General features: G+C 63.6%; 17 protein-coding genes and 2 tRNA genes. 7 read left to right on the top strand and 12 right to left on the bottom strand.

Features of this window, described 5'->3' with window-relative positions:
* Nucleotides 1-20: 20 nt before the first annotated feature.
* From BRA1417_RS0135730 to BRA1417_RS0135690, 9 genes are all read right to left on the bottom strand, one after another.
* The gene (locus tag BRA1417_RS0135730) at nt 21-1,169 is read right to left on the bottom strand and encodes a M20 family metallopeptidase (RefSeq protein ID WP_027519915.1); all 1,149 of its coding nucleotides are present in this window, start codon (nt 1,167-1,169) and stop codon (nt 21-23) included.
* A gap of 177 nt (nt 1,170-1,346) precedes the next feature.
* The gene (locus tag BRA1417_RS0135725; RefSeq protein WP_027519914.1) at nt 1,347-2,732 is read right to left on the bottom strand and encodes a sigma-54-dependent Fis family transcriptional regulator; all 1,386 of its coding nucleotides are present in this window, start codon (nt 2,730-2,732) and stop codon (nt 1,347-1,349) included.
* 44 nt (nt 2,733-2,776) lie between these two features.
* Nucleotides 2,777-3,127 (bottom strand): flagellar motor switch protein FliN, encoded by a 351-nt coding sequence (gene fliN / locus BRA1417_RS0135720; RefSeq protein ID WP_007614079.1) that lies wholly within the window; start codon nt 3,125-3,127, stop codon nt 2,777-2,779.
* A gap of 3 nt (nt 3,128-3,130) precedes the next feature.
* Complete coding sequence (locus BRA1417_RS0135715) at nt 3,131-3,751, bottom strand: FliH/SctL family protein (RefSeq protein WP_027519913.1); 621 nt, start codon at nt 3,749-3,751, stop codon at nt 3,131-3,133.
* Nucleotides 3,751-4,842 (bottom strand): flagellar motor switch protein FliG, encoded by a 1,092-nt coding sequence (fliG, locus tag BRA1417_RS0135710; protein WP_007614076.1) that lies wholly within the window; start codon nt 4,840-4,842, stop codon nt 3,751-3,753. Before fliG ends, BRA1417_RS0135715 begins: the two co-directional genes overlap by 1 nt.
* A gap of 18 nt (nt 4,843-4,860) precedes the next feature.
* Complete coding sequence (fliF, locus tag BRA1417_RS0135705; RefSeq protein WP_027519912.1) at nt 4,861-6,468, bottom strand: flagellar basal-body MS-ring/collar protein FliF; 1,608 nt, start codon at nt 6,466-6,468, stop codon at nt 4,861-4,863.
* Between the two features lie 192 nt (nt 6,469-6,660).
* Nucleotides 6,661-6,936 carry a DUF1153 domain-containing protein gene (locus tag BRA1417_RS0135700; RefSeq protein ID WP_002714638.1) on the bottom strand — a complete coding sequence of 92 codons (276 nt, stop codon included), beginning with the start codon at nt 6,934-6,936 and terminating at the stop codon, nt 6,661-6,663.
* Nucleotides 6,937-7,305: 369 nt separating this feature from the next.
* Nucleotides 7,306-8,013, bottom strand: coding sequence for a flagellar hook assembly protein FlgD (locus BRA1417_RS0135695; protein WP_027519911.1), 708 nt, complete (start codon nt 8,011-8,013; stop codon nt 7,306-7,308).
* Nucleotides 8,014-8,026: 13 nt separating this feature from the next.
* Nucleotides 8,027-9,709: a flagellar hook-length control protein FliK gene (locus tag BRA1417_RS0135690; RefSeq protein ID WP_027519910.1), complete on the bottom strand. Its 1,683-nt coding sequence runs from the start codon at nt 9,707-9,709 to the stop codon at nt 8,027-8,029.
* A gap of 348 nt (nt 9,710-10,057) precedes the next feature.
* On the opposite strand from BRA1417_RS0135690, the gene mnmA reads away from it, so the two are divergent.
* The 6 genes from mnmA (at nt 10,058) to BRA1417_RS0135660 (ending at nt 13,010) form a co-directional block, all read left to right on the top strand.
* The gene (mnmA, locus tag BRA1417_RS0135685; protein WP_027519909.1) at nt 10,058-11,239 is read left to right on the top strand and encodes a tRNA 2-thiouridine(34) synthase MnmA; all 1,182 of its coding nucleotides are present in this window, start codon (nt 10,058-10,060) and stop codon (nt 11,237-11,239) included.
* A gap of 18 nt (nt 11,240-11,257) precedes the next feature.
* Nucleotides 11,258-11,896: a class I SAM-dependent methyltransferase gene (locus tag BRA1417_RS0135680; RefSeq protein WP_027519908.1), complete on the top strand. Its 639-nt coding sequence runs from the start codon at nt 11,258-11,260 to the stop codon at nt 11,894-11,896.
* A 44-nt stretch (nt 11,897-11,940) separates the two neighbouring features.
* The gene (locus tag BRA1417_RS0135675; RefSeq protein WP_027519907.1) at nt 11,941-12,297 is read left to right on the top strand and encodes a hypothetical protein; all 357 of its coding nucleotides are present in this window, start codon (nt 11,941-11,943) and stop codon (nt 12,295-12,297) included.
* Between the two features lie 226 nt (nt 12,298-12,523).
* Nucleotides 12,524-12,600, top strand: a tRNA-Met gene (locus BRA1417_RS0135670).
* Between the two features lie 16 nt (nt 12,601-12,616).
* Nucleotides 12,617-12,904: a hypothetical protein gene (locus BRA1417_RS42080; protein WP_027519906.1), complete on the top strand. Its 288-nt coding sequence runs from the start codon at nt 12,617-12,619 to the stop codon at nt 12,902-12,904.
* 29 nt (nt 12,905-12,933) lie between these two features.
* Nucleotides 12,934-13,010: transfer RNA gene (locus BRA1417_RS0135660), tRNA-Met, on the top strand.
* 52 nt (nt 13,011-13,062) lie between these two features.
* Here BRA1417_RS0135660 and BRA1417_RS42075 read toward each other — a convergent pair.
* The 3 genes from BRA1417_RS42075 to BRA1417_RS0135640 form a co-directional block, all read right to left on the bottom strand.
* Nucleotides 13,063-13,794 (bottom strand): hypothetical protein, encoded by a 732-nt coding sequence (locus BRA1417_RS42075; RefSeq protein WP_156949063.1) that lies wholly within the window; start codon nt 13,792-13,794, stop codon nt 13,063-13,065.
* 53 nt (nt 13,795-13,847) lie between these two features.
* A complete protein-coding gene (locus BRA1417_RS0135650; RefSeq protein ID WP_156949062.1) occupies nt 13,848-14,423 on the bottom strand; it encodes a hypothetical protein in 576 nt (191 codons plus the stop codon).
* A 1,314-nt stretch (nt 14,424-15,737) separates the two neighbouring features.
* Complete coding sequence (locus tag BRA1417_RS0135640) at nt 15,738-16,286, bottom strand: helix-turn-helix domain-containing protein (protein WP_027519903.1); 549 nt, start codon at nt 16,284-16,286, stop codon at nt 15,738-15,740.
* A gap of 224 nt (nt 16,287-16,510) precedes the next feature.
* Between BRA1417_RS0135640 and BRA1417_RS0135635 the strand changes: the two genes are divergently transcribed.
* Nucleotides 16,511-17,248 carry an SDR family oxidoreductase gene (locus BRA1417_RS0135635; protein ID WP_027519902.1) on the top strand — a complete coding sequence of 246 codons (738 nt, stop codon included), beginning with the start codon at nt 16,511-16,513 and terminating at the stop codon, nt 17,246-17,248.
* The last annotated feature ends 15 nt before the right edge of the window (nt 17,249-17,263 follow it).

Below are 17,263 nucleotides of genomic sequence, written 5' to 3'. Positions count from 1 at the left end.
GACGGGCGCGGCACCTGTTTTCATCCTCGCAAGATCGCCACCGCCAGCGCTTGCGCGCGCGGGACGATGCTGTCGAGCTCGAGATATTCCTCCGGCGTGTGCGCGAGCCCGCCGACCGGGCCGAGCCCGCAGATGGTCGGCGTTCCGACCGCGGCGGTGAAGCCGGAATCGGCGCAGCCGCCGGAGAACTCGCCTTGAAGCGTGGTGAGGCCGGCCTGCTTTGCGGCGGCCTGATAATTCTCGAACAGCGCCTTTGAATCGGCGCTCTGCACCACCGGCACGAACTCGCCCTTGACGGTCAGCGTCGCGCTGGTGCCGGGAACGTAGGACGTCGCGATGATGGTCTCGATCGCGGCCATCACCCTCGCGCGATCGGCGGGATCGACATAGCGCAGGTCGATCTGTCCTTCCGCGTAAGGCGCGGTGGTGTTGACGGACTGCCCGCCCGAGACCAGGCCGACATTGAGCGTGATACCCTTGTCGAGATCGGTCAGCGCGTGGATCTGGACGATCTTGTGCGCGAGCTCGCCGATTGCGCTGACGCCGGCGGCGAAATTGGCGCCGGAATGCGCGGCTTTGCCGGTAATGGCGAAATGCATGAAGATGCCGCCCTTGCGGCCGGTGACGACGTTGCCCGTGGGCCGGCCCGGCTCGGAGTTGAACACGGCGCGCGCGGCACGTCCCTCGCGTTCGATCACGGTCCGTGAGGAGGGCGAGCCGATCTCCTCGTCCGAGGTGATCAGCAGCTTGATGGGGTGCGGGTTGCCGCCGAATTTGTGGAAGGCGGTTGCCACGAAGATGTTCATGACGACGCCGGACTTCATGTCGGCAACACCAGGACCATAGGCGCGCGTGCCCTGGATCGTGAACGGACGCCGTCCGGCCTCGCCCTTGCCGAACACGGTGTCGCGATGTCCCATCAACAGCACCGGCTTCTCGTTGCTGCCAGGCTTTGCGACTTCGGCATGGATGGCATCGCCGAATGTGGCATGGCTTTCGCGTCGGAACGGAATGCCGTGCTCGCCGAAATGCCGCTCGAACCGCGCCCCGACCGCATCGACGCCTTCCTTGTCATAGGATCCGGAATCGATGTTCACGACATCGCGCAGCAGATCGATCATCGCCTGCCGCTGCGTCGCCAGCCAGTCCGTGATTTGAGCTTCAGACATGTTTATCCTCGCGTGGTTCTCACGCGGGGTTATAGGGCCTGGCGCCGGTGTGACCTACTCGGAGAACGCGGTCCCGTTATGCGAGGGCGCTCGCAATGACGAGGTTAGCAGCTTGCATCAAACAAAATGCCCGGGATCAGCCCGGGCATTCGCAGTGTCAATGTTCGGCAGGACCGCCTACGCTCCCACCATCGGCATGCGCGGATATTCACCCGGGGTGCCGGCTGGCGTGATCGGAATGCCGCCGTCGGAATATTCGTTGAGCTTGTTGCGCAGGGTGCGGATCGAGATGCCCAGGATGTTGGCGGCATGGGTCCGGTTGCCGAGGCAGTGCTTCAGCGTCTCCAGGATCAGGTCGCGCTCGACGTCCGCGACGGTGCGGCCGACCAGGGCCCGCGTCACCTGCTCGGCGGCCATGGTGGCATGCGCCACGGCCGGCACGGTTTTGGCGAGGTCGAGGCGGTCGCCGTCGGGCGTGAGGATCGCATCGGCGCCGATCTCGTCGCCCTGCGCCATCAGGACCGACCGGTGCATGGTGTTTTCGAGTTCGCGGACGTTGCCCTGCCAGCGGTTGGTGGAAAGCACGCGGCGCGCTTCCGCCGAGATCGGGCGCATCGGCACGCCGTTGGCTTCGGCGTATTTCTTTACGAAGTGCTGGGCGAGCTCGAGAATGTCGGCGGGACGGTCGCGCAGGGGCGGGATCTTCAGATTCACGACGTTGAGCCGGAACAAGAGGTCCTCGCGGAACGTGCCTTCGCGGACCGCGTCCACCAGGTTGCGGTTCGAGGTCGCGATGATGCGGATGTCCACCGGCACGGGCTTGGTGCCGCCGACACGGTCGATCACGCGCTCCTGGATGGCGCGGAGCAATTTCGATTGCAGGCGGACGTCCATCTCCGAGATTTCGTCGAGCAGCAGCGTGCCGCCGGTTGCCTCCTCGAACTTGCCGATGCGACGGGCGATCGCGCCGGTGAAGGCGCCCTTCTCGTGGCCGAACAGCTCGGACTCCAGCAGATGCTCGGGGATCGCGGCGCAGTTGATCGAGATGAACGGGCGCTTGGCGCGGGCCGAGCGGGTGTGGACGTAGCGGGCCAGCACTTCCTTGCCGGTACCGGATTCGCCGGTGATCATCACCGAAGCGTCCGAGCCCGCGATCTGTTGCGCGAGCTTGATCACCTTGGCCATCGCCTCGTCGCGATAGACCAGCTCGCGGGAATCGTTGGCGACGGCAGCCAGCACCGCTGCGATCAGTTCCGGGTCCGGCGGCAGCGGGATGTATTCCTTGGCGCCGGCATGGATCGCGGCGACCGCGGCGCGGGCGTCGTTGGTGATGCCGCAGGCGACGATCGGGGCGTGGATGTGCTCGGCCTCGAGCCGCATCACGAGATCGCGGATGTCGAGGGCGACGTCGACCAGCAGCAGGTCGGCGCCCTTGCCGCCGCGCAGCACGCGCATCGCCTGTTCGTTATCCTCGGCGTGCGTCACGGTAGCCCCGTTCGCCATCGCGATCTTGGTGGCGGTGGTGAGCTGGCCCTTCAATGTGCCAACGATGAGAAGCCGCATGTCAGTCTCCTGTCCGTCTGGTCGCGCTGCCGCGCGTCGTCGCTTTAGGCGCGTTCAGTCTTGATGATTTCAGTCATGGTCACGCCGAGCTTGTCCTCCACCAGGACGACTTCGCCGCGGGCTACCAGCTTGTTGTTGACGTAGATGTCGATGGCCTCGCCGACGCGCCGGTCGAGCTCGAGCACGGTCCCGGGTCCGAGCTTCAACAGCTCGCTGACGTCCATTTTCGAGCGGCCGAGCACCGCCGAGACCTGCACCGGTACGTCGAACACGGCCTCGAGGTCGGCGGCGGCGCGCGTCGCGTATTCGTCCTCGTTGTAGCCGACGTCGGTGCCGGCGGGCGGCATCGGGCCGTTGAGATCGGGCAGCGGGACCTGTCCGTCAGTGTCGCTCATGGTTTAACTCCCCCTGCGGGACGCAACGTAGCGCCCCACCATTTCGTCGATCTTGGCCGCGATGGCGGCGCGCTCCAGCACGACGCCGCCATCGGCCCATTCGATCCGGCAGTCGCCGGTGGCAATCTCGGGCTCGGCCAGAATCACCAGCCGGCCTTCGAAGCCGCTCTGTTTGGCCAGCCGCTCGATGTTCTCGCGCGCGGCGTCATAGAGCGCGTCGTTGATGCGGACGACGAGATGCGGCGTCGCGACCAGATGCGAGAAGCAGTCCTTGACCAGCGCGACGATCTCGCCGAGCGGCTCGGCGGCGACCAGATCGGCGCACAGCTTGCGCGCCACCGCGACCGCGACGTCGACCGCCTCGGTCTCCATCTTGGATTCGATGTTGCCGATGCCCGAAGCGATGCCCCGGATGGCGATGTTGATCTCTTCCATGGCAAGCGCGACACGGCGGTCGCTCTCGGCCTTGGCCTCGCGCTGCCCGGCGGCGAAGCCTTCCTGATAGGCGCGTGCCTCGGCTTCCGCGACCTTCTGGGCGATCTCGGCCGCGGTTGCGGCCTTCTCGCGCGTCCTGTCGGGCGCGGCGAAGTCGTTGTCGAACAGGAATTTTGCCGGAGCGGCCATCAGTACACCAGCTCGTCGTCGGCGCGGTTCTTGGTCAGCATGATCTCACCCTTGGCGGCGAGATCCTTGGCGAGGTTGACCAGCAGCGCCTGGGCCTCGTCGACGTCGCGCAGGCGGACCGGACCCATCGCCGCCATGTCGTCCTGGAGCATTTTGGCCGCACGCGAGGACATGTTGCCGAAGAAGAAGTTGCGGACGTCCTCGTTGGCGCTCTTGAGTGCGACGCCGAGCTTGTCCTTGTCGACGTTGCGCATCAGGGTCTGGGCGGAGCCGGAATCCAGCTTCACGAGGTCGTCGAAGGTGAACATCAGCGCCTTGATGCGCTCGGCCGATTCGCGGTTGTCCTCTTCCAGCGAGGTGATGAAGCGGGTTTCGGTCTGGCGGTCGAAATTGTTGAAGATCTCCGCCATCACCTCGTGGGCGTCGCGTCGGCGGGTCTGTGACAAATTGGACATGAATTCGGTCCGCAGCGTCTTCTCCACGCTCTCGATCACCTCCTTCTGCACCGCCTCCATCTTCAGCATGCGGTTGACGACGTCGAGCGCCAGATCCTCGGGGAAGATGCCGAGCACGCGGGCGGCGTGTTCCGGCTTCAGCTTCGACAGCACCACCGCGATGGTCTGCGGATATTCGTTCTTGAGATAGTTGGCGAGCACCTCTTCCTGCACGTTGGAGAGCTTCTCCCACATGTTGCGGCCGGCGGGGCCGCGGATTTCATCCATGATGCCGTTGACGCGCTCGGGGGCAAGGTATTGCTGGAGCAGCCGCTCGGTGGCGTCGAAATTGCCCATCAGCGCGCCGGAGGCCGACATCCGCGAGACGAATTCGAGCAGCATGTCCTCCACCGTGTCGACCTCGACGGTGCCGAGCGTCGACATCTCCAGGGAGAGCTGGCGCACCTCGTCGTCGTCGAGCAAGCCCCAGATCTTGCCGCCATACTGCTCGCCGAGCGCCAGCATCAGGATCGCGGCGCGCTTCGGCCCCGGTACTGCTTCGGTCTTGGCGCCCGCGCGGCCGACGGCACGCTGACCGAGCGTGGAGATCACGCTGGTGATGTCGTTGGAGTTGGCGTTTTGCAGGGCAGCGGCCATGTCAGATCACTTCTCGAATTATTTCGCGGGTTCGGTCAGCCATTGGCGGATGATGGCGACGGTCTCGTTGGGATTGCGCTCGGCGAGTTCGCCGACGCGATGGACGGATTGGGCATGGACCTGGCCCTGGACGGTGGCGACGTCGATCGCGCTCGCAGCGCCGCTCGGCAGGAGCGGCTGGCTGGCGGGGGCGGCCTCGTCGCTCGCGGGGCCGGTGAGGGCGCCGGAGATGGCGGCTGCGACTTCGTCGGATGCCAGGATGCGTTTGACCAGCGGCCGGACCACCAGGAACAGCACGACTAGGCCGAGCAGCATCATCACGCCGAGCTCGACGAAGTACATGACGTCGTCCTTGGTGAACTGGAGCATGCCGAGCAAGCCGCTCGGCTCCGCGATCGGGGTGGTGGAGGGGGCGTCGGCAAAGCGCAGATTGACGACCTCGACCTGGTCGCCGCGCTTCTGGTCGAAGCCGATCGCCGAGCGCACCAGCGTGGCGATGCGATCGAGCTGCTCCTTGGTGCGGTCCTGGTAGGCCAGATCGCCCTTTTCGTTCTTGGAGTAGATGCCATCGACCAGCACCGCGACCGAGATCCGGTTGACCCTGCCGGCCTCGGTCACCTCGGTCTTGGTGGTGCGGGAGATCTCGTAATTGTTGGTCTCTTCGCTCTTCTTGCTCTGGTCCTTGGCCGCGACGCCGCCGTTCTGCTGGTTGCCCGGCAACTCGTTATTGACGGTGACCTGGCCGTTGTTGTCGGCGGTCATGCTCTGCTCTTCGCGGGTCTGGCTCGAGCGCAGCACGCGGCCTTCGGGGTCGTACTTGTCCGAGGTCTGGGTGATCTTGTTGAAGTCGAAATCGGCGGAGAGCTGGACCCGGGCGCGCCCCGTGCCCACCACGGAGGAGACGATGTCCTCGACCTGCTTGCGCATCCGCTTCTCGAAGGCGGTGCGGCGCTCGTCGCCGATCTGCTGGTCCGGGTCGGTCTGCGCGCCGTCGGCGAGCAGCTGTCCGGTTTCGTCGACGATCGAGACCCGCTGCGGCTTCAGCCCGTTCACGGCCGAGGCGACGAGGTGGCGGATGGCGCGGATCTGCTGGGCCTCCAGCGCGCCGCGGACCCGAACCACGATCGAGGCCGACGGCTCCGGCGCCTCGCGCGAGAACAGCGGGCGCTCGGGCAGCACCAGATGGACGCGGGCAGCCTGGATGCGGTCGATGGCGCGGATGGTGCGGGCGAGCTCGCCTTCCAGCGCGCGGAGATGGTTGATGTTCTGGACGAAAGAGGTGGTGCCGAGCGCATCCGATTTGTCGAACACCTCGTAGCCGACGCCGCCGCCCTTGGGCAGGCCGCCCTCGGCGAGCTTCATCCGCAGGCGTGTGACCTTGTCCTTGGGCACCATGATGATGGTGCCCTCGTTGCGCAGCTCGAACTGGATGCCCTGGCGCTCCAGGTCCTTGATGATGCCCGAGGAGTCCTCGACGCTGAGGTCGGTGAACAGCGTCGTCATCTGCGGCGTGGTGACGCGCATGATGACGAACGCGAAAAAGCCGACGAGCGCGGCGGTGACCGCGATCATCGCCCCGAACCGGGCGGCTCCAATACCCTTCAGAAAGTCCGCAAGACCTTGCAAGCAACCGCCCCGACAGATTCGGCTGCTTTCACAGGAAAGGCCGACTGGGCAATTATTGCCTAGGTGATGGTTTCGATATGGTTAACGAAGGTTAAGAGCTGCGACAAAAGTCGCGCCAAAACGAAACATGAAAAAAATCGGCCTCGCGAGGCGAGGCCGATTTTCGTCAAAAGCCGCAGATTTCCGGATTGCCTACTGGCGATATTGTTGGATACGGGTGGTGCGAAGTCCCGCCAGACCATGCTGGTCGATCGAAAACTGCCAGGAGAGGAATTCGTCAACCGTCAGCGTATAACGGCTGCAGGCCTCCTCGAGGGAGAGAAGACCGCCACGGACTGCGGCGACGACCTCGGCCTTGCGGCGGATGACCCAGCGTTTGGTGCCGGGTGCAGGCAGATCCGCAATCGTCAACGGACTACCGTCCGGCCCGATGACGTATTTTACCCTCGGGCGATGGGGTTCTGTCATGGCGTACTCACAAACTCTCAACCACTGAACTCACTCAGGAACCCTACGCGCGCCGGCTTAAAAATCCGCTAAGCCTAAGGCTTCAATACAATTCTCGTTGAAAATGGCTGGAACGCAGCCGTCTCGACCGGCGGGACGGTGCGTCCAGGCGGGCCGAGGGGGTATTCGTAAATACTTTACTAACGAACGAGGCCTGCGCGCGACGCTGCAAGGCCCCAATTGTCGTCCTGGCGAAGGCCGGGACCCATTACCCCAGGGAGTAGTCGCTACGGCGACTCGGGGTCAGGTCCTCGCGCCAAAACGACTGCGGTGGTTATGGGTCCTGGCTTTCGCCAGGACGACACTGCTTGTGTGGCGAATACCCGGCCTTTAATTGCTGGCCGTCGCGATGATGCTCTTGACCTGGCTCAGGGTGTAGCTGGAGCCGTCGATGGTCAGCAGCGGCGGCGACTGGGTCAGGTCGACGGACGACACCGTGCCCTGCACCTGCGCGGCGATGCCGACATTGTTGTTGGCGACATCCTTGCCCGTGGCCGAGATCGTGTACTTGCCGTCGGGCCATTGCGTGCCGTCATTGCCCTGGCCGTTCCAGGTGAACGGAACGTCGGTGCCCGCGCCGGCGGTGTATTTGCCGGTGAATACGGTCTGGCCGCTGGCATTGGCGATGGTGATGTCCACAGTGGCGTCGCTGGGCACGTTGAGATGCCAGGTCGCCGACGAATTCGTCATGGTCCCGGTGGTGCCGTCGACCAGGGCGGTCTTGCCGACGAAGCCGAGCGCCTGGGTCGCCTGCGTGGTCTGCTGCAGCGTGACGAGCTGGGACAGCGAGTCGTTGGTCTTGAGCTGCTGTTCGACGCCGGCGAACTGCACCAGCTGCTGGGTGAACTGGTTGGTGTCGAGTGGATCGAGCGGGTTCTGGTTCTGCAGCTGCGTCGTCAGCAGCGTCAGGAAGGTCTGGAAGTTGCCGGCCAGCGTCGCGCCGGTGCTCGAGCCCAGGCTTGGGTTCGACGAGGATTTCGGCAGGTCCGTCGTGCCGGAGACGACGGATGGGGCGGTGGCGGCATTCGTGGTGGTCATGGTCGAATACTCCTCACACTCTGATGTCGACGCCGCTGCTCGATCCGAGCATGCGGCCGTAGCTGCGTCCGACCGGGGCCGCGGGAACTGCGTCCTCCTCGCTGACGATCAGCCGGCGGGCATTGCCGCCATTGTCGTTGTTCTGGCCGGAGTGCTGGCCCGATGAATTCTGGTCGCGCAGGCTGAAGGACAGCCCGTTGCTGCCGGTCTTGAGGCCGGCATCGTCGAGCGCGCGCTGCAATTGCGGCGCGTCCTGCCGCAGCATCTGCAGCGTCTCCGGCTTCTCGACGGTGAGATGCGAGGTGACCTGGCCGTTGCGGTCGACATTGATGCGGACGTCGATGCGGCCGAGGTCGAGCGGATCGAGGCTGATGTCGAACCGGGTCTTGCCCGCGCGCGCGGCGGCGGCAATTTCGATCGGCACGCCGCTGATCGGAATGGCATTGGCATTCGCCGCGGTCGCCGTGAGCGTCGCGGTCGAAGCGGTCGCGGCCGAAGTCGTATTGGTCAGCGGCGCTTGAATGGCGGAGGCCGCCTGCGCGCTGGTGTCGGTGGTGGGGACGGCCGCCTGCGTGCCCGCATGGGCATGCGGTGTCGCCGTCGCCGGTGCGGCATCGGCGGTGCGGTCGGAAGTCCCAGCCTTGGTGTCGGCCGCGTTCGCGTCGATCGGCGGCTTGTCGGCTTGCGGATGCGCCGTGGTGGCGGATGCTGCCGTTGCCGGAGTCTGTGCGGCGTTCGCCTTGCCGGTGTCCTGGCCGATATTGGAAACGTCGCTCGCGCCTTGCGCAATGGCTGCGGCCTTGAACGTGGTTTTTGGCGTGCCCTGGTCGACGGCGGCGATCAGGCCGCCATTGGTCTTGGCATCGGTCGCGGTCGAATCGGTCGCGCCGGTCGCGGCATCGGCCAGCGTCGCCGAGGTGTCGGCATCAACCTTGGCGCTTGCGGTCTTGGCGCTCTTGTCGCCCGGCGTCGCGGTGTCGGTCTTGGTGCCGGCGATCTGCGCCGTTATGGATGCGCTGGCGGCGATGCCGGCGGCGGCAATCGTCAGCGGCGAGGAGGCGGGGCCGGCGGCCTGGTTCGCGGTCGCGTTGGGATCGACCGGCACGGCCACCACGAGTGCATTCGGATCGGGCACGGCGGCCTGCGTCGCGTCAATCTGCGCGGCGGCGGCGGTATCGATGGCGGCGGCGAGGCCATCGGTGCCGTCGGCCTTGTCCGCTTTGGACTCGTCGGACTTGTCCGCCGACTTGTCGGCCGATTTGGCGTCGGACGCGTTCGGCTTGTCCTTGGTCTTGCTATCAGCCTTGGCCGCATCGGCGGTCGAGTCGTTCTTGACGTCGTTCTTGACGTCGTTCTTGACGTCGTTCTTGGCGTCGCTCTTGGCGTCGTTCCTGGTGTCGCTTTTGGCGGCCGCGGAATTGTCGGCGTCGTCGCTGGCCTTGCTCTGCGAGGACTTGTCGGTCACTGAGCGATCGCGCGGGCTCTTGTCCGAGGCGGAGGACGATGAATCGGTGCGGCGCGGGGAGTCCTGCGCGGAGGACGCCGCGCTGTCGTTGATCGCCTGGGTGTTGCTGTCCACCAACGAGCCGAAGGAATCGTTGGCGGCGCTCTCTTTCGGCGCATGCGACCGGGCAGGCTTTTGCTGCGCGCTTGGGACTTGCACGCTTGCCACGACATCTGACGTACGACCGACCACAGGCAACCCCTTGGAAACATCTTCGCCATGAGAGGTAGCAAAGAGCGGGCCACCGCCGCGCTGAGTAATTTTAACGAACAAAATCAATGGCTTGATGATTTGGCGCCCCGCCGCGAGGCCTCTCGAAGCCCCGCCATTTCTGCCTCCCCGGCAAGAATTGCCGTAAAGCTTGCGGGGTCCATGATTGCTTCACCGCAAGGCCGCCTATATTAAAGAGACAGCTCTCAGCCGCTTTCGACCGGGCAGGCCGCGCCATTCGGGAACTCTCAGTTCCCGCGGGTCGCCGTTGTCCCGCCGGAAGCACCCAGCGGATCGCCCAACGCCGCCGTCCACAACGCTTTAAGGCCCATGCTCAACAGTCTGGATCTCGAAGGCCGTCCTGAGGATACCAGGGTCGTCGTTGCCATGTCGGGCGGCGTCGATTCATCGACGACGGCTGCGCTGTTGAAGGCGGAAGGCTACGACGTCGTCGGCATCACGCTGCAGCTCTACGACCATGGTGCGGCTACCCATCGCAAGGGCGCCTGCTGCGCCGGCCAGGACATCCACGACGCCCGCGACGTCGCGGCCAAGCTCGGCATTCCCCATTACGTGCTCGACTACGAGGACCGCTTTCGCGAGTCCGTCATCGACAATTTCGCCGACAGCTACGCGCTCGGCGAGACGCCGGTGCCGTGCATCGAGTGCAACCGTTCCGTCAAGTTTCGCGACCTCTTGAAGACCGCGCGCGAACTGGGCGCCACCGCGCTCGCCACCGGCCATTACGTCGCCTCGCGCCGCCGCGACGACGGCTCGCGCGCGCTGGTGTGCGCCGCCGACGCCGATCGCGACCAGAGCTACTTTCTGTTCGCGACCACGCAGGAGCAGCTCGATTATCTGCGCTTTCCGCTCGGCGACATGACCAAGCCCGAGACGCGCGAGCTGGCGCGGCGCTTCGGTCTCGCGGTTGCCGACAAGCACGACAGCCAGGACATCTGCTTCGTGCCCACCGGGCGCTACACCGACATCATCACCCGCCTGCGGCCGAACGCGATGGACCCCGGCGACATCGTCGATCTCGACGGCCGCGTGCTCGGCCGTCACAACGGCATCGCCAATTTCACCATCGGCCAGCGCCGCGGCCTCGGCATCGCAGCCGCCGCGCCGCTGTTCGTGGTGCGGCTGGAGGCCGCCAACCGCCGCGTCGTCGTCGGCCCGCGCGAGGCGTTGAAGATGCACCGCATCGTGTTGCGCGACGTCAACTGGATCGGCGATGGCGACATCGACCGCGCCATCGGCAATGGCCTCGAGATGTTCGTGCGCGTGCGCTCGACCCGCGCGCCCCAGCCGGCGTGGCTGCGCGGCGCGAACGGCCATTACGAGGTCGAGCTCGTCGCCGGCGAAGAAGGCGTTTCGCCGGGACAGGCCTGCGTGTTCTACGAGGCACCTGGCGGCCAGGCCCGCGTGCTCGGCGGCGGCTTCATTCAAAGCGCCGCCGCGAAGGCCGCAAGCAGCACGACGAGGCCGCTCGCAGAAGCGGTCCGCGGCTAAAAAATATAGGGCAGGGGCATGGCAGCAGACATCTCGCGGGCCGGGGTCGAGAAGGCCTATGACCGCTGGGCGCCGGTCTACGATCTCGTGTTCGGCAAGGTGTTCGACGCCGGAAGGCAGTCGACCATCGCGGAGGCCGACCGCATCGGCGGCCGCATTCTCGACGTCGGCGTCGGCACCGGGCTTTCGCTCTCCGACTATGCGCGCACCACGAAGATATGCGGCGTCGACATCTCCGAGCCGATGCTGCGCAAGGCGCAATCGCGCGTGCGGAGCTTGCGGCTCTCCAATGTCGAAGTGCTCTCGGTGATGGATGCGAAAAACCTCGCCTTCCCCGAAAACTTCTTCGACGCGGTGGTTGCGCAATACGTCATCACCGCGGTGCCCGATCCCGAAGGCACGCTGGACGAGTTCGTGCGCGTCTTGAAGCCCGGCGGCGAGCTGATCCTGGTCAACCACATCGGTGCGGAAAAGGGTTTGCGCAAACTCTCCGAGCTCGCGTTTGCGCCCTTGGCCCGCCGTCTCGGCTGGCGCCCGGAGTTTCCGTGGGAGCGCCTGGTCAACTGGGCCGCGAAACACGGCGGCGTCACCCTGGCCGAGCGCCGCCCGATGCCGCCGATGGGGCACTTTTCGCTGATCCGCTACCTCAAATCGTGATCGGGGGCGCGGAACACGCGGGCTGACCCGCGCGTTTCCCTCCCATGCGCACGACATCAAAAATCATTCTGGCCAGCCTCCTGATCGCCGCCTCCGGCAGCGCGATCGCGCAGGCCCCGCCCGCCCCGGCGACGCCGCCGCAACAAACCGCGCCGCCATCCCCGCAGCACGCCACCGGTTGCACGCCGCAGGACCGCCCGAACCGCTCGGCCGATGGCACCACCACCGGCCAATCCCGGGAACCGCTCGGCGACAAATTGGCAAAATCGGACGGCGTGCTCTGCCCGCCCTCCGGGGTCGATCCCGAGATGCACGCCCCGGCGCCCAGCACGAACGGCGCCATGCCCGTCATCCCGCCCCCCGGCAGCCCCGGCGGCGACCCGACGGTGCGGCCGAAATAGGCGGTTCTTCCTTCGCCTCTCCCCGCCTGCGGGGAGAGGCCGAAATCCGCGCAAAAGCGCGGATTTCGGGTGAGGGGGACTCTCCGCGAGTCTGGTGCCCAAGAGGCGCGATTCCGCCCCCAAATCACCCCCGACAACCGCCCCACCTTGCTTGACAGCCCGCCGCCCCCTTCCTTATATGCCGCGCGTTCGCGAGATCGGCCTGTTTCGGCCCTCGCGACCCTGTGGCGGGGTAGCTCAGCTGGTTAGAGCACGGGAATCATAATCCTGGGGTCGGGGGTTCGAGTCCCTCTCCCGCTACCATTTCCCCGAGCTTCGCATGTCCGTCCTTCACCAAGCGGTGCGTGTCCTGATCTTCGTGGATTGGGGATGCGCGGTCGTGCTCGTAGCGATGGCAGGCCGCCTGGCATTTCTGAGAGCCGGAGAATTGCCGGAATGGCGCGGCCTGCTGACGCTCCGGCGGCCGTTGGCAAGCGAACTCTCAAAGGAATTCCACGCGTACAATCGCCAATTCATCCGCCTGATGCTCGCTCTCCCCTTAGTCTTGGCCGTCGGCGCTTTCTTGTTCTGGTTGGATAGCGTCGTTGGAGTCTCGAGCGATGGATGAGATCGGCGTTTTGGCCCTCGCTACCTTGTGGCAAGGTAGCTCAGCTGGTTAGAGCACGGGAATCATAATCCTGGGGTCGGGGGTTCGAGTCCCTCTCCCGCTACCAAAAACAGCATAAGTGTTTGATATAAAGATAAAATATCAGTCATGGTGGCGGGTCAAGCTTGAGCGCGCCAAGCTGACAGAATTTTTTCTTCTACATATTTTGATCCGAGTGGTGAAATGCGCGCGCGAGCGTTTTTGCTATCGTGTTCGATGTGCCGAGATTTATGCAGGGGATCTAGAACGCGCGTGCGGAACATCGCGGCTCCACTATATTCTACCGACTTCACCAAGTTGTCGACAGATGCCCAAGACGTTGATTGATACAGCAGGACGAGCGTTTGGTCGCTTGCTTTGAGCGTAGTGTCGAGAACGCGACTGATCTCGTCCAATTGCCAGACAAGTGGAAGCTTTCGTTCAACCAGTGCATCCACGGTAGCTTGCGCCTCACCTATCGAAACAGAATGAAAAATTCTGATTAGCTCGGCTAAAATCCAACTAGCCATGCCGTAGACAGTGATCGCATCCATTTGATTGGGACTGACCTCGCCGCCGGCGTGTCCCACACCCCGATTGTTTCTAATTTCATAAAGCGGCATCAACATCCGCGGGATGAGAATACGAAGGCTACGATCTCCAAGACGCGCAGCATTCGGAGTCTGTTGCTCCAAAGCGAGGCAGGCGGCTTTCATATCGCGCGGTTTAGACGGTGACGCTGGATAGCTGGCGGACAAGGTTCCGCTGATAATAGAGAATACAACTTCGCAGAATTTGCCACCGTTCAATTCCGACGGCTCCCAACGATGCTCCAAAAAATTTTGAGCTATCTCCTGATAAGTTGCGAGCAAGGGATCTCGTAAGCCGCTAGGAATGGCTGCGAGAAGAGATGCGCTGTTATTTGTCAACTTGAGGCCATCTGCTTTATCAACTCAGCGCCAAGCGTTAAACCGGGCGCGGTGATGGTCCAACCAGCCTTTGAGCCGCTGATCGTGTTTGGTCTCGATGACATATAGTTTGCATGGTTTCCCTGATTGAAGCAGGCCAGGCGCTTGCAGGTAGCGCGCGCCGTCTCATCATCAACTTTCGGCTCGCTTGTTGTCAGCAGACTCAACACTCCCAGAAGGATATAGACGTTGTAGGTTTGCTCCTTTTGGTTTGATCCAGGGACGGATGATGCAATCAGTTCACCAGTCTGCCCTTCGATATGGAATACTTGGTCGAGGTTTTGCTTAGTAACCCCGTTCTGGGACATCCACGTTTTCGCGCGTGCGTGTAGAGCGGGCAGGCCGCCATTCTCGGCGCTCGCAGTGCCCCCCTGTGCAGCATGTTCCGGAGCCGCCTGTCCCACATTTGCGATGGGAACGTCGCCAATAAGCATCAGCGCAGCATTGATAACTCGGATGCGCTCGTCGCTATCGAGGGGCTGGAGTAAATCCACTATCTTCGAATGCACCTCGGTCAGTTTCTTACCGGACATTGTTTCCCCCATTCCGTGTGCTGCTATTGGAGCACTCTTTTTAGAAAAAGGGAACCGGCGCAAGTGTTGGATTTGCTGTCTTTTTCCTGAGTTTGTTTGCTTACTCGCGAACCTTAGCCAGCGACCGCCTTTGCAATTTCCAAGAACTCGACCACTCCCACTCGAAGTTCACCGCCTTCAATCATCGCTACGTATGGTGATACCTTCCGAGCCGCTTTGCCAGTTCCGCTTGCGTAAATCCGGCCGCTTTCTCCGGTCGCGAATGAGCGCGCGCAGCGCTTCATGTCTGGCCGATCGAATAGTCTTGGACATTGCGAACCCCGAAGAGACGGGGTAGGCAAATAATGCAGATTCCAAGAATATCTAAATCAGATATTTCAGATAGATTCTCGTCGGCTTGAGGCTAGGGCGGGGTGTTTGGAGCATGGACGAGGATGATCCGGCCCGTCGTTTGGCGATCGAGCTCCTGTTTAATCTCGTTGAGGAACTAGCTAAGAAAGTCGCGCGGGAAGACCACGACAAAGAGATGAGGCGCCGCAAGGGGGGCTAGTTTGGCCCGACAGTATAGAAGTCTGGGTTGCTGGGCAAAGGACCGTGTCGCACCCGTCAACCCCTCCCCGCAAAAATATTCCACTTTACCGAAATTCGGTTTTGGCGTATGTGTCGCTCATCCCGGCTCATCCTTGAGGGGCGATCTCGTTGTCGTCTTGATTGCGAGCCGGGCTTGCGATGGACGCGGCAGCGTCGGCATGAGAGGTGCGGGCAGGGCGGGTAGTCCCTGTGAGCCCGCAACCGCGTGCGGACGAGCGGCGCTGCTAGGCTTCGTCTCGCCTGTAAGTTTCCGGCTTCGTCGACACGGCCGGGAAAATTGCGGCGAAATGGCGGGCCGTGCGTACGGCAAAACCGTGTGGTCCTGGCCGTCGTTGCTACGGTCAAGCTGTCGCGGAGGTGTGTGCGAGCCCAACCGGGCGGACAGCATCATCCAAATTCGCGGAAGTGAGGGAGGCCAAAAGGAAAGTTCGGCTCCCGGGAGAGCACGGCATAAGCCGTCCAACCATCGCGCAGGGAAGGCCGAGTGATTGGCACCACCTGTATGCTGCTGTGCGGTTCTTTTGCGCTACATCTTCGCGCAGCGGACCGCGGGTGCCAGCTGGCACCCGGCCTTCCCTGCGCCCTCTTGGATTTGAGGGTGGAGTGACCAGGCAAACCTCGGGCGAATTTCGCCGCGAGAACGAGAGCTCATGTCCGCTGTTGGAAAGATCAGTCGCATCATTCCCGGAATATGTCGAACGGCGCTCGCACTACGCATCCATCTCACGCGGCCCTGCGGCGGGCCTTCGCCTTTGTCTTTGTCTCGAGCTTTGCCTTCAGCTTTGCTTTGGGCTTCTCCGGCGCCACCGAAACCGGATTGCGTCGAGCACCAGGGCCGGGGTGGGTATGAACCTCCTTCGCCGAAAGCGGCTCGCCGCATCCGGAGCAAACCATGACCGGGTTGAAGTCCTTGCCGCATTTGCGGTGTTGATGCAGCAAAGGTCGCCCGCGTACGTCGACCATATGAGTGTCGCCCCAGTGCACGATCGCCATCATGATCGGATAGAGATCGAGCCCCTTCTGGGTGAGGATGTATTCGTGCCGCTTGGGCGAGTCCTGATAGGGGGTACGACGCAACACGCCCTGCCGGACCAGCTTCTTCAGCCGTTCGGCGAGCAGGTGGCGCGTGATTCCGAGCGAAGACTGAAACCCCTCGAAACGGCGCGTGCGCAGGAAGCATTCACGCAGGATCAGAAGGGTCCAGCGGTCGCCGATCACGCCGATGGTGCGGGCCATCGAGCACGGCTCGTCCTCCAGCTCACCCCATTTCATTCCGGATCTCCACTCCGCCCGCGGCTTCCGCGCGGATGTCGTCCAGGAAGCCTTTGGTTCAATTATCATTCTAAATCGGAACTGACTGCGAGGCAATGTCTTGCGAAGGCGTAGTTCAGCGGAAAATACGCCTGAATTGACAGTTCATTTTTAGAACTATAAGACAATCCGCGGTCTGAATTATGATCCGACGACCGGATCCAGACCTGACCGGGAGAAGTCCCATGCAAAAGAGAAACGCGACCGTGGCCGTGATCGGCGCCGGTGATTTTATCGGCAGCGAGATTGCAAAGAAGTTCGCCTCCGAGGGCTTTACGGTGTTCGCGGGACGCCGCGACGGCGCCAAGCTCGAACCGCTCGTCAAGGAGATCGAGCAGGCCGGCGGCGAAATTCACGCGCGCGCGCTCGATGCGCGCAAGGAAGACCAGATCATCTCGTTTCTCGGCGATGCCGACAAGCACGCCCCGCTCGAGGTTTGCATCTTCAACGTCGGCGCCAACGTCAACTTTCCGATTCTCGACACGACCGAACGGGTGTTCCGCAAGGTCTGGGAAATGGCGTGCTATTCCGGCTTCCTCGCCGGCCGCGAGGCCGCGCGCCTGATGCTGCCGCGCGGCCAGGGCAACATCTTCTTCACCGGTGCGACGGCGAGCCTGCGCGGCGGAAGCGGCTATGCGGCGTTCGCCAGCGCCAAGTTCGGCCTGCGGGCGGTTGCGCAAGCCGCGGCGCGCGAATTGGGCCCGAAGAACATTCACGTGGCGCACCTCATCATCGATTCCGGCGTCGACACGGAATGGGTCCGGCAACGGCGGATCGAAGCGCTCGGTCCGAACGCGCTGGATAATCCCGACCTCCTGATGCCGCCATCGTCGGTCGCCGAATCCTATTGGATGCTCTATCAGCAACCCAAAAGCGCCTGGACCTTCGAGCTGGAGATTCGTCCCTTCGGCGAGAAATGGTAGCGAAGCCGGTTCACG

The sequence above is a fragment of the Bradyrhizobium sp. WSM1417 genome (genome assembly GCF_000515415.1).
GTDB lineage: Bacteria > Pseudomonadota > Alphaproteobacteria > Rhizobiales > Xanthobacteraceae > Bradyrhizobium.
This window is presented reverse-complemented; position numbering and strand designations above follow the sequence as displayed.